This window comes from Methylomonas koyamae (genome assembly GCF_019669905.1).
GTDB lineage: Bacteria > Pseudomonadota > Gammaproteobacteria > Methylococcales > Methylomonadaceae > Methylomonas > Methylomonas koyamae.
Genome location: NZ_AP019777.1, coordinates 2,973,943 through 2,985,942 on the forward strand (window position 1 = coordinate 2,973,943; position 12,000 = coordinate 2,985,942).

The following is a 12,000-nucleotide window of genomic DNA, read 5'->3' on the forward strand; positions in this document are numbered from 1 at the left end:
TTTATTTAGCCACTGGGGGGCTGCAGTATGAAAAAAGCGTCAACGGTATTGGTTTTATTGCTGTGTTCGGTGATGGCCGGTTGCAACAAAAGCAACCAGATCAACGGCAGCAGCATGAAAACCGTCAACAGGTCGATCAGCCACATCAAGGAGAAATTGCCGCTGGACCAGCGCATCGAGTTCGAAGTGTCGTTCTGGACCTTGCGCGACGAGATCCGCAGTAACCAGGAGTTCCTGGACGCGATCGACGGCAAAACTCCCGAGCAGTTGATAGAAACCGGTAAGGAGTTGTTCGCCAAACGTAAGGCTTCCGGCAATAAAGAGTACTCCCAGTACAGCTCTTGGGACCAAATGATTACCCAATATTCGCAAGAACGCATCGACCAGAACCGTAAGAAAACGCCGGACGCCCGCGACAAGAATCCGCCGGCGCGGGTCGATTACAAAATGCACGCGATGTAATTATTTGCGCACGGCCACCGGGGCCGGCAGTTGCTTCTGGTCCGCGAGGACCGCAACAAACTGGCTGGCCTCGGTAATGGTTTTCTCCATCACCTCGATCAACTTCGAAATATCCACGCCAATCTCGACAAACTCGTGCCGCAACGCCGCGATGGCGTGAGCATTGAGGTTGTGCTTCAGAAACAGAACCTGGTCCTGAAACGCCGCCAACACCGGCACCATGCGGTTTTCCGCAGTTTGCAGCGCCTTGAGTAAACGGGCATATTGCTGGCGGGATTTTTTCAACTGTTGCTGGCTGCGGGCCCGTAATGCCCGGTTGCTGTATAAATCCAGTTCCGTTTCCCATTCGGCGAACAAGGCCTCGCTGACCTCCTCCACCGCTTGTATCTTCTGGCTGACGGCGTCGGCTTTACTACGGCATAAATCGTAGCGCCGCTTCAATTGCTGGTAGCGTTGTTCCAACGAGCTCTCCGGCAAGTGCACCAGGGTTTTGAATTTATCCAACGCTTCGACGAATTGGTCGCGGCTGTCTTTCAGACTATGGCAGGCCTGGTCGACCTGCATCACGACGATGTCGCGTTTGTGGTGGCCGAGCAGGGATTCCCGGCTCTGGTAATAGGCTTTGCGCAAGCGCCGGTTCAGAATGGCTTTCAGGAAATTAATCATGGCGAAACAGGAATTCGTCTTTATTGACCACGGTAATCTTAAAGGATGCGGCGTTAGCGAAGCGGGCAAAAGCCGGGTCGAGAATGCCCTGCCGCTGCAATTCCGGCCAAGCGGTGCCGGCGGTAATCCGCGCCGACTTGACCACGACCAATGCGTCGGCGGCGATGCGTCCGGCCAGCCAAGCGGCCAGACTATCCGAGGTGATATCCCAACTGGCCGGAATCCCGGCCGCGTCCAATTCGGCGATTTGCGGCACCCAAACTAGCGTTTTGGCGGAAACCGCTGCGGCTGCCACCGATTCGGCACCGGATACGATTTCCAGTTCGGGACACAGTCCGCGCATCAATTCGGCCATTTGCTGCATGGCCAGCAGCGCCATACGGTGTGCGGCAACCTCGCCGAAACGATATCGGCGCTGCGCCGTCCGCACCTGATCGGCAAACGGGCCGCCGCCGGGCACGATCACAGTCAGTCCCGGCAATCGCATCGCGGCCGCCAAACACAGCGGCAACGCGGCGGTTTCCAACAAACTGCCGCCGAGTTTGACGACGCGAATCATGTCCCGAATTGCGCCAACACCTGCAACAGTGCCGCCGCTTTATCGAAGCATTCCTGGTATTCCGCGTCCAGCACCGAATCGTTGACGATGCCGCCGCCGGCCCAAAAGCGGATGCTGCCGCGGTTGTGCACCAGCGTCCGGATCGCGATATTGGTGTCCATATTGCCGTCGAAGCCGACGTAACCGATCGCACCGCAATAGATGCCGCGCCGGTGCGGCTCCAATTCCTCGATGATTTCCATGGCCCGGATTTTCGGCGCACCGGTAATCGAGCCGCCCGGAAAACAACTGCGCAACAAATCCAACGCATGCTGGCCGGCCGCCAACTGGCCGGTGACGGTACTGACCAAATGGTGCACGGTGGCATAGCTTTCCACCGCGAACAAATTCGGCACCCACACCGAACCTTTGCGGCAACACTTGCCCAAGTCGTTGCGCAGCAAATCGACGATCATGACGTTTTCCGCCCTATCCTTGGCGCTGGCCACCAAATCCTCGATCTGAGCCTGGTCCTGTTCCGGATCGGCCCGGCGCGGGCGGGTACCTTTGATCGGTTTGGTCTCGACCGCACCGCCGGTCACTTTCAAAAATCGTTCGGGCGACGAACTCAATACCTGTACGTCCGGCAGATTTAGATAGGCGCTGAACGGAGCGGCATTGATCCGCCGCAACACCGCGTATGCTTGCCAGGGGTCGCCGGCGCAGGCACTGCTGAAACGCTGCGTCAGATTGATCTGGTAACAATCGCCTTCTTTTAAATAATTTTTGATTTTGCCGAATGCCGCCGCGTATCGGTGCTTGTCCATGTTGGCGGCCGGCGCCTGCAACACTCGAAAAGCTTCGGCCGGCGCCGGCGGCGCTAGTTGACTGAATTCGGCAACCAGGCGCTGCTGCAACGCATCCGCCAGATCGTATCCGACCAGCCAGCTTTGTTGTTGCTGATGATCGACCACCACGGCCCAGCGGTAAATGCCGACGGCCATTTCGGCGATTTGCTCGGCATCTTCGGCAATGGCCGGCAATTTTTCGATGCGCCGCGCCAGATCGTAGCCGAAATAGCCGATCGCACCGCCGCAAAACGGCAAGCCGTCGATGGCCGGCAAGCTTGCGCCCAAGTGTTGCTTCAACAATTCGAACGGATCGGCGCCGCTCTCGACGACCCGGCCGTCGCGCTCGATCCGGGTGGTATTGCCGTAGGTTTGCAAGGTGGCAACCGGCGCGTAAGCCAGAATATCGTAACGGTCCTGGCGGCTATGGGGTTGCGCGCTATCCAGGAACACCGCCCACGGCAGATGGGCAATCGGAGCGAATAATTGCGCGCTGTCCGGAAAATAGGGCAGCGGATGTTTAGTGGGTTTGGCTAGAAGCATTAAACGGGGATGCAGGGCCGGCTTGGCCGGCAAGGACGTGATTGAACACCGTCAGATTTTATACCAGCCGCCGGCTTTAACCAAACCGGCCGGCCAGATAGGCCACTGCGGCGGCCGGCGCACAATCGCCGGCATCGATCTGGCCGCCCCCGCCTGCCGTAGGCAGTAAATCGGCGAAATCCCGGTAAATCAAGCCTAACTCGGCGGCGATCTGTTTGACCAGGAAGCGGCCGACACCGGCACCAAGCATGATGCAGCATTGCGGCCGCGCCGCCGCTTGCAGCCGCCTTCGGCAAGCCTCGACAAGTTGTTGCTGCTGGCATTGTTTAAGGTGGGCAGCAAATGCCAGCCACAGCGGCCAATCGGCAGCGTCGAATTCGTAACCGGTCAAACGCGACAAACGCCGGGCGCTGGCAAGCGCCGTTTTTTCCGCACCGTCGGCGGTATCGGCCTGATCGTGGGCGTCGTTCAAGTCGCCGGTCAGCCGATAGACATCGGCCGTTGTGGCGAACAGTTCGGCCATTAAACCCATGTTCCGGCCATTGAACTCGGCCTGTTGAGCAATCGCCATTACCGGCGTTCTGACCACGCCGGTATAGACCAGCTCACCGGACACCAGGCGCTGGTAATCGGTATAGCCTGCTACGCGGGGCTGGGATTGTTCGATCAACAATAAATCGGTCGTGGTGCTGCCGATATCGACGAACAACGCATCCGGTATGTGTTGGGCCGCCAGCATCACGCTGGCCAACCAATTGGCGGAGGCGATGTCCATACAATCCGCCGCAGCCACCCGCCCGGCCGCCAAAAAACCGCGCAAACCGGCGAAGACATCGATCCGGTCCGCACCGTAATGGCGACACATCGCGTCGATAATCGCCGCGACGCCCTGCTCCCGGCTGGTAAAACAATCGACCAGTTCGCCGGTCATGGTCAACGCATGCCGGCAGGCGCTCAAATCCAGGTTGGCGGTTAGTTCGGCTATCGCGCGATGCAAGTAATCGATGCCCTTCCACAGCGGGCAAGCCGCCTGACCGACGCTGACGATGTCGCCGGCGGCATTCAATAGCGCCAGCTTCAGGTGGGCGCCGCCGACATCCCAACCGGCAATCCGATAAGCTGCCGTGTGCTTCATATGGTTACCTCCACGCATTGTTGCCGGGTCGGAACCGCTATCGGCTCGCCCTGCCTGAGCCGTAACACCTGCTCGGCGACATTGATGCCGGTGGCCTGGCCGATGCCGACATAGGAGCTGGTCAGGCGCGGATTGATTTCCAGCACCAACGCGGCAGATTCGCCGGTTTCGATTAGATCGATACCGGCATAGCCCCATAAGCCCGGCAAGGCCTCAGCAATCCGGCCGACCAGATGGCGATAATCGGCTTCGCGCTGTTGGTGAATGTTGACCAAGCATCCGTGCAAACTGAATCGCTGCCCCGCCAAAACGATTTGTTGCTGATTACAGGTCAAGAAATAACCCTTGCCGTTTTTGAATAAGGCCGACAGGCTGATCGCTCGGCCCGCCACGAACGGCTGGACCACATAGTGTTCCGGCTGATGCAAATCCGCAACCGCGGCCGGCAAAGCGTCCGCTGCCACTACCCGCGTATCCTGGCAACCGGCGCCATCCCGGATTTTTACCACCGTCCTCCCAGGAAAATCCGGGCATTTCTCGGCCGGATAGGTCTCCACCGCCGGGATCGCGTGGGAGGTAAGATGGCGGTAGGTCGCCAACTTGTCGCCGCACAGCGCCAGCGTCGCCGCGTCCGATAACAAGGTTTCGATACCGGCGGCGTGCGCCATTTGCGCCAACCGGCTCAAGATGCCACCGGTTTCCGGGGCGATCGGCCAAAACAGGTCGGTTTCTGCCAACAGTTCCGGCAGCAGAGCCATGATATCCTGGCCGGCGCCGATTCGGACCAACTCGGCATGCTCCGAATCGATAGCTAAATCGCAGCGTTGGTCCAAGAGGACCCGTAACCGCAGTTGCGGAATCCGCTTCAGTTCGCCCAACAAAGCCTGTAACATCATCCGGCCTTCGGCCAGCAAGGATGCAGGTAAAGCCTCGCCGGCCATACCGCCGCCGCTTATATATTCGAATACCAGAATGGTCAGTTGTTTCACCCGCTCACTCCATGCAAATTATTCCAGTCATTGATTTAAAGGACGGCCGGGTGGTTCACGCCAGCGGCGGGGACCGCAGCCGTTACCTGCCGATAGACCTGAACTCCCGCATCGTTAGCGACAGTTCGATCGAAGCGGTGGTTACCGCCTTGTTGGCGTTGCATCCGTTTTCGGCGTTTTACATCGCCGATTTGAATGCGATCGAGCGCGACGGCAGCCACCGGCATATCATCGAACCGTTAGTCCGCCGCTATCCGGCCCTCGATTTTTGGGTCGATAGCGGGTTGGGCTACCCGAACTCGAGCCGGGATCAGCCGGATAATCTGAAGACGGTTATCGGCACCGAGACCGGTTCAGAACCATACGATTTAAGCGATTCGGCGGCGATACTATCGCTGGATTTTAAAAACAATCGGGCTTTAGGTAATCCGGCTTGGCTGGAACTGCCGCAATACTGGCCGGATACCGTCATCGCCATGACGCTGGACATGGTTGGTGCCGGCCGCGGCCCGGACTTCGCCGGGCTCGATTCGCTTCGCGGTCGCAGTCCGCATACCCGGTGGATCGCCGCCGGCGGCGTGCGCAACATCGCCGATTTGCAGCGACTGGCAACCGCCGGCCTGTCCGGCGTGTTGGTAGCCAGCGCCTTGCACAACGGCAACATCGGCGCATCGGAGTTAAGCAAATTTTAGGCAAAAAAATACCCCGGCTAGCCGGGGTATTTTGTACAGCCTTCGATACTAAAAAATTAAACTTTGTTAGCAGCGAACGGGTGTTTAGCGTCTTTTCTGGCAGCCAATACTTCTTTAGCAGTTGGAGTGCCGGCTACAGCGCGAGCGATAGCTTCTTTGGTTGCTTTGTAGTTGAATTCTTCGATTTTCGCGTCGTCTTCAGCCAACCAGTGGATGAAAACACCCACGGAAACGAACAAGTCGTCAGCTTCGTCGGCAGGAATGGTGCCGTCTTCAACGGAATCAGCAACTGCTTGAGCAACAGCGCGTTGCGCTGGTCCGAACATTTGAACGGCTTGTTTTGAACCTTTGATGGTTACTTTGTTGAACAGAATGGTAGCCGGTTTAACCAACAGGTTAGGTGCAACCACAGCCAACAGAGTAGAGAAACCGTCTTTGTTGTTGGTCAAAGCATTTGCAAACGCGGTTTCCGCCGCTGAACCACGTGGGCCCAAGATCAGGTCGATATGGGCAATTTCGTTGCCGTCACCAACCAAAGATTCGCCTACGCGCATGTTTGTAATTTTTGCCATTTTAAATTTATCCCCTAAAGATAAGATTGAACCAAAAAATAGACACAATAATGTCCCAAAATATAGTTTCTTCGAAGTTCCCTCTATAACTCACCGGCCTGTTGTTGGTCGATAAGCTGTTCCAGAAGCACCACCAGTACTGTCGCTACAGTCATATCAGCTGTCGTACCCGGATTGATTCTTTGTGCCTTAAAAGCTTTGTCCAGTCCGTAAAGCACCGGAAAAAGCTCTTCAGGCTCAATGGTGAGCTGCATCGCACTATCGAGCGATTCCATCTCCACCCTGATCCACTCTGAATACCGCTTTCCATACTTCCGTTCGATATGGCTATCGGAGTAGCGGGCCAACATCGCAGCAAAAACCGCTAGCGCCGCCCAACCAGAATCGCCAGACAAAACGAAAGCACGATTATATCGTAAAACTGCAAAATCAAAAATGTCTTTAAAATGGTTAGCGTATTGCAAGGCAATCCGGTCTTTGTCCGCGGCAAAACGCATCGCTTCGGTTAAAGTGACCGCGGCTTTTTGCTGAACGTCGTGTTGCTCGGACTCGCCGAGCCCGGCCGGCGCGGCCAAAACGATGGCCTCAAATACCCATTCGGCATCCCGCTGGGTAGTGGCCTCCAAAACCCGATCGAGCGCCTGACGCCAGGACTCGCCCGGCCGCGCGTTCGCTGCGGCGTGAAGCAACGGTGCGCACAGCAGCACGATGCCGAGATTGGTATTGCACCCGACGGCTTCTCTAGTCGCTTTGACGGCGTAATAAATTTTTTCGCCCAAACCGAATTCGGGATCAGTAATGGGTTCGCTGCTGACCTGCGCACTGAGCCGGAAATCCTCGACCGTCATGTCGTGGGCCGGACTGTAAATACTGACATTGCCCGGTTTGAATGCCTGCAATTCGATTTCGCAGGCTTGGCGATAAGCCTCGATCAACTGCTGCCGCTTCAGCATAACTCGCCCAAATAACGCTGCAATAGGTCGGCCACCAACCACTGAGCGACATTGGCCTGGCAAACCCCTTGCAAGCCCTTCCAAGCCGGAACGCTGTTGACTTCGATGATTCGGTAATTGCCATGCCGATCTTTGATCAAATCGACGCCAGCATAGTCCATGCGCAAGGCGTCGGCGGCCGCCACGGCCAACTCGACCAATTCGGCCTCCATGGCGATGGCCTCGCAACTGGCGCCGCGGGCGACGTTGTTCAGCCAGGAAATCCCGCGCCGCCGCATCGCAGCGACCGCCTTGCCGTTCACGACGAATACCCGAACGTCGGAATAGCCGTCGCCGTCGCACTCGATAAAGCGTTGCAGATAGTAAATGCCGCGGCTGCCGGTCAGCCATAACAAATCGGTGGATTTTTCGATACGGCGAATGCCTTCGCCTTGCGAGCCGAACAACGGCTTGCTGATCAAATAATTGCCCTGCTGCAACTCGCATTCGGCAATTGCCAAAGCTTGCTCGCGGTCTCGTAACACCCAGGTTGCAGCCGTCGGTAAACCGGCCCGCTGCAACAAGAAACTGGTCATACCTTTGTCGACGCTACGCTCGATAGCGCCGGCGTCGTTGTATACCGGTACACCGAGCAGTTTCAGCGCGTGCAGTATATCCAGATAAAACACCACTTCTTCCAGCGATCCGCCCGGCACGCCGCGAACAAAAGCCGCGGCCGGCAAACGATCCTCGAAACCGGGAACCAATACCGGCAGATCGTAATTATCCAGTTGTAAGCGGCAACCGGTCAGCGAAGCGTATTCGGCTGTGAAACCGCGCTCGGCAAAAGCCAAGCACAACTGCTTGCCGTGCCAGCCCGGGTCGTCGGTAAATATTACAATTCGGCGCAATGGAAAATAAGCAAAAAATTAGCGGCGCGGCGGCGGGTTTTGCCAAGCAATACCCGCCGCCGCGAGGGAAAGTCGAAGACGTTTAGGCGCCGAACGATTGATTCAGCAATGCATTGTCCAGCTTGCCGGCCCGAAAACTTTTTCCGGATTCGACGGCAGTGACGATGACCACGGCCGGGCTGAACAGCATCGCATCGATTTTGAAGAAATCGTATTCGTAAGCTTTGAAGATATCGGCAAACGGCTTGCCGTAGTCTTTGGAAGTTGAACTCGGCAATTCCTTGGCCAGTTTCTCGGCGGCCGCGTCGTCGCCTTTGACGAACAAATGCACCTGCCCGGCAAACAAAATCGCATCGTTGGTCCGGCCCATCGCCTTGACGAAATTGGGATGCGGCGGACAAATCGGCGCGCTGCCGGAACCGTCGACGATGTTTTCCAACGGAAAATGCAAGGCGTGCGCTTTATGCATCGCCACTTCCAAAACCCGTCCCACTACTTGCACGCCGCCGGCCAAACTGCTGGTCGGCGTAACGATGATGGTCAGCTTATCCGGGGCCACGCCGCAAGCAGCCGCGACTTTCTCGACGATTTCCACCGGCGGCACGGCATCGTTCTCGATGACCAACACGGTCCGTTCCGCACTATCGCGGTACTCTAACTCTTTGTACAACTCTTCCACCGGCTCAACGGCACCGTCCTTAAGCTTGGTCGCCATCGCTCGCGCCGGGCCGGAACCCAATGCATAATATTTGCCGTGCGACAGGCTCCAGCCGGCGTATTGACTACCCAGGCAAGATAACACCGGGTTGGTGGCGTGAACATTGATGGTCAGCGGCCAATTCTCGGTGTAAGTACTTTGCGAGATGGTCGCAGTACCCATGCCGCCCATGCAGATTTCGGTAATGATGCGGCCCGCTTCCAAACCGCCGGGTACTTTAATGCCGGCGTCGATGATGGTACAGCCGTTGTCGAGTTTCTCGACGCCCAACCTTAATTTGTCAGCGTTATCCAACAGCTCCTGCACCAAGGGCTGTGAAAGTTTGTTGACGCTCGCCTGATATTGCATGAATTTAACAACCTAATTTCAAAAGGGTTTGAACGATGGCCTGCCGTTGCAGCAACTGCTCGGCGACCTGCCGTGAATTTTTTCCGCCGGCAATAATACTGCATATCGGCTGGCCCACGCCAACAATCGAGCCCGCGACCGGCCGATCCACGACCCAATCCGGCCAATCCACGTCCGCATCGATTTCCAGGTTTTTTGCAGCATAAACAATCTGATACGCCAACGGCTCGCCGGATACTTTAGTACCGGAAACTTCCGTCCCGCCAAACGCCGCCAAATGCCTTAGCAACAACTCGCGGCCATAGAGCTGGGCACTGGCCGAAATACGCGGATTGATTTCCAACACATACCCGCCAGTAGCGGCGACCATAAAATCCAGCGTGTTCAGCCCGCGTAGCTGGTAAGCGGCCGAAAGTTTGTTGACCGCATCGGTAAGTTGGCTGCGGACAGCGGCCGGTAGCTCGGCATGGCTGGCTATGCCGCCGAACAGGAAATGGCCTGCGGGGCCAGACGCGGCACACCATTGGCGGTTGAATCCGATCACCTCGACTCGATCGACAAACGACATAAATAAAACCGACATTGCTTGGCCGTCGACAAAACGCTGCCAGTATCCATCGACGCCGGCCCCCGCCCTGTCGCGGCCTATACCCACACCACCTTCGCTGCGGCAGGGCTTGAAAATCCAGCTGTCACCGGGAGACGACGCAACAAAGCTTACCGGCGGATGCGCGACGCCTAGTTCTGCCATCAACCTGAAAAAATAGGGCTTATCCTGAACTTTCCGAAAAACCTCCGCTGAATTTCCGAAGAGGCGCGAGTGAGATTGCAGATACTGCAGAGTTTCCGGAAAAGCTTCGAGGCCGCTGCCGTACAGAATGCCGTAGACTGTACCGGATTGCCGAACCGCCAGCAGTGCTGGACTAACATCAGCCCAGTCTAACGATTCGACTTTAAAGACCTGCCTAGCCATCTGCCGGGTGTCGGCATCGGCATAACAATCGATTGCCACGACATCGTAGCCGATATCGACACACATCCGCGCCAGCATTCTGGCCGATTTTGCAATAACTAACAAACACTTAGAAAAAACAGGAGTACGCATACCTTCAGATCGCCCGAATCAAGCGTAAAAAAATACTAGATTCTGGAAAAACTTTCTGAAATAATGCGCGGCTATTGGAGAGCTGGCTGAGCGGTCGAAAGCGGCGGTCTTGAAAACCGTTGAGGGCTTATACCCCTCCTGGGGTTCGAATCCCTAGCTCTCCGCCATTATTCGAAAAGCCCTTATATTCCTTGTTATTCAACAAGTTGCAGTATAAGGGCTTTCTTATTTTCCCACATACGTTCCCACAAAATCGCCCACACACCACAAACGCAGGGCGAACAAAATACCATAAATTTCCGCGTGGTCTTCTGAGTATTGATGACCGCAGAAAGTCCCCCATGGGCCCGCCCGTCAATCCATCCAAAGTCGGGCGACCCGATAACAGCACACCAAATCGAGTTAAAGCACCAAGCGCGCGGCGTTGTGGCTTGGCGTCTTACAAGGATTGCAAGATGGCCCCGACAGACACGACACACTAAGCGTATTCTTTAACGTTCGTTTTTGACTACGCGAATCGGTACACTCAAAGTGTATTCTTTAATGGGGCATTGACATAGATACATCGTACCGAGATAATCAACCCCGTTTTTAATACATAACGGGAGCACCCACCATGCCAACCTTTGCCTATCTCAGAGTTTCAACCAAGGACCAGACCACCGAGCAACAATTAACCCAGATCGCCGGAGCCGGCTACACGGTAGAGCCGGATCGGGTCTTTACGGAACAAGGCGTGAGCGGCAAAGTCCCAGCCTTGCAGCGGGAGCAATTCCAGCGGTTGAACGATAGACTCAGTACCGGAGACACGCTGGTAGTCACGAAGTTGGATCGCCTAGGACGCGATATACTGGACGTGATTGCAACCGTTAGAGCCTTAATTGAGCGCGGCGTGGTCCTTGTGGTACTCGGGTTAGGTACTCTGGATAACTCCGCACAAGCCAACCTTACACTCAACATGCTCGCCGCCATCTCTGAGTTTGAACGGCAGATTATCAGTGAGCGTACCAAAGCCAAGCTGGCTCAGAAGAAAGCCGACGGCGCGAGACTGGGCCGCCCTGTAAAGGTCGATAATGCCGAGCTGAAGAGCAAAGCCGAAACCCTGCTTGCGGCCGGTTCATCCTGGAGGAACACGGCTAAGACGTTGGATATCTCGCTTTCCACACTTCAGCGGATGATGAAAACAACACCCGCAGAACCAAAGATTTGAACCGGCTCCTCTAACAGTAGAACTGCCTTTTAATTCAATATCTTATATGGAATGCAGAATGAACCAACAACCTAAAATAATTCGGTCTTTTGCGCTGCCGCTTGCCGCCTTCGATTACCTGAAGGATTTCCAGCGGGAGTACCAAAGCCGGCACCGGGTGCACCTAACAGGCTGGTGAAAAACCCACTGATATTTCCCCTTACCCACGGTTTCCGTGATTTTTTCGTGTTGAAATCGGTCATGACATCGAGTTTCAACCGTTTTGCCCCTGTTTCAAGGGCTTTTTATTCGCCTGAAGCCGTCTGTGGACGGTTTTCAGGCGCACTTCGCC

The 12,000-nt window shown here is 56.1% G+C and carries 13 protein-coding genes and 1 tRNA gene; 4 read left to right on the forward strand and 10 right to left on the reverse strand.

All coding sequences use genetic code 11. The annotated features are described in order from the left end of the window. The first annotated feature begins 27 nt into the window (after positions 1 to 27). Entirely contained in the window at positions 28 to 462 is a 435-nt protein-coding gene (locus tag MKFW12EY_RS13320) for a DUF6694 family lipoprotein (RefSeq protein WP_054759119.1), read from the forward strand. Here MKFW12EY_RS13320 and MKFW12EY_RS13325 read toward each other — a convergent pair whose 3' ends face one another. The 5 genes from MKFW12EY_RS13325 to MKFW12EY_RS13345 all read right to left on the reverse strand — a co-directional run bounded on the left by MKFW12EY_RS13325 (position 463) and on the right by MKFW12EY_RS13345 (position 5,181). Beyond that, positions 463 to 1,128, reverse strand: coding sequence for a DUF2959 domain-containing protein (locus MKFW12EY_RS13325; protein ID WP_054759121.1), 666 nt, complete (start codon positions 1,126 to 1,128; stop codon positions 463 to 465). It abuts the gene before it with no gap. Beyond that, positions 1,121 to 1,687, reverse strand: a complete 567-nt coding sequence (locus MKFW12EY_RS13330) for an amino acid kinase family protein (protein ID WP_054759123.1) — start codon at positions 1,685 to 1,687, stop codon at positions 1,121 to 1,123. The genes MKFW12EY_RS13325 and MKFW12EY_RS13330 overlap by 8 nt, the downstream gene beginning before the upstream one ends. After that, complete coding sequence (gene pabB / locus MKFW12EY_RS13335; RefSeq protein WP_054759149.1) at positions 1,684 to 3,057, reverse strand: aminodeoxychorismate synthase component I; 1,374 nt, start codon at positions 3,055 to 3,057, stop codon at positions 1,684 to 1,686. The genes MKFW12EY_RS13330 and pabB overlap by 4 nt, the downstream gene beginning before the upstream one ends. Positions 3,058 to 3,133: 76 nt before the next feature. Continuing rightward, positions 3,134 to 4,192: a hydantoinase/oxoprolinase family protein gene (locus tag MKFW12EY_RS13340; RefSeq protein ID WP_221053160.1), complete on the reverse strand. Its 1,059-nt coding sequence runs from the start codon at positions 4,190 to 4,192 to the stop codon at positions 3,134 to 3,136. Continuing rightward, positions 4,189 to 5,181: an ATP-grasp domain-containing protein gene (locus MKFW12EY_RS13345; RefSeq protein WP_221053161.1), complete on the reverse strand. Its 993-nt coding sequence runs from the start codon at positions 5,179 to 5,181 to the stop codon at positions 4,189 to 4,191. Before MKFW12EY_RS13345 ends, MKFW12EY_RS13340 begins: the two co-directional genes overlap by 4 nt. A gap of 11 nt (positions 5,182 to 5,192) precedes the next feature. Between MKFW12EY_RS13345 and MKFW12EY_RS13350 the strand changes: the two genes are divergently transcribed. Beyond that, positions 5,193 to 5,873: a HisA/HisF-related TIM barrel protein gene (locus MKFW12EY_RS13350; protein WP_054759131.1), complete on the forward strand. Its 681-nt coding sequence runs from the start codon at positions 5,193 to 5,195 to the stop codon at positions 5,871 to 5,873. Between the two features lie 56 nt (positions 5,874 to 5,929). Here the strand turns inward: MKFW12EY_RS13350 and fae are convergent, their stop codons facing one another. From fae to MKFW12EY_RS13375, 5 genes are all read right to left on the reverse strand, one after another. Next, entirely contained in the window at positions 5,930 to 6,445 is a 516-nt protein-coding gene (gene fae, locus MKFW12EY_RS13355; protein WP_054759134.1) for a formaldehyde-activating enzyme, read from the reverse strand. A gap of 83 nt (positions 6,446 to 6,528) precedes the next feature. Continuing rightward, complete coding sequence (locus MKFW12EY_RS13360) at positions 6,529 to 7,398, reverse strand: triphosphoribosyl-dephospho-CoA synthase (RefSeq protein ID WP_054759136.1); 870 nt, start codon at positions 7,396 to 7,398, stop codon at positions 6,529 to 6,531. Next, entirely contained in the window at positions 7,392 to 8,288 is an 897-nt protein-coding gene (locus MKFW12EY_RS13365) for an ATP-grasp domain-containing protein (RefSeq protein WP_054759138.1), read from the reverse strand. The genes MKFW12EY_RS13360 and MKFW12EY_RS13365 overlap by 7 nt, the downstream gene beginning before the upstream one ends. Positions 8,289 to 8,370: 82 nt before the next feature. Then, on the reverse strand, positions 8,371 to 9,354 hold the full coding sequence (gene mch / locus MKFW12EY_RS13370) for a methenyltetrahydromethanopterin cyclohydrolase (RefSeq protein ID WP_054759139.1): 984 nt from the start codon (positions 9,352 to 9,354) through the stop codon (positions 8,371 to 8,373). A 4-nt stretch (positions 9,355 to 9,358) separates the two neighbouring features. After that, positions 9,359 to 10,459: an ATP-grasp domain-containing protein gene (locus tag MKFW12EY_RS13375; RefSeq protein ID WP_054759141.1), complete on the reverse strand. Its 1,101-nt coding sequence runs from the start codon at positions 10,457 to 10,459 to the stop codon at positions 9,359 to 9,361. 76 nt (positions 10,460 to 10,535) lie between these two features. On the opposite strand from MKFW12EY_RS13375, the gene MKFW12EY_RS13380 reads away from it, so the two are divergent. Together MKFW12EY_RS13380 and MKFW12EY_RS13385 are read left to right on the forward strand one after the other, a co-directional pair. Then, positions 10,536 to 10,626: transfer RNA gene (locus MKFW12EY_RS13380), tRNA-Ser, on the forward strand. A 449-nt stretch (positions 10,627 to 11,075) separates the two neighbouring features. Further along, positions 11,076 to 11,669: a recombinase family protein gene (locus MKFW12EY_RS13385; RefSeq protein WP_054759143.1), complete on the forward strand. Its 594-nt coding sequence runs from the start codon at positions 11,076 to 11,078 to the stop codon at positions 11,667 to 11,669. The last annotated feature ends 331 nt before the right edge of the window (positions 11,670 to 12,000 follow it).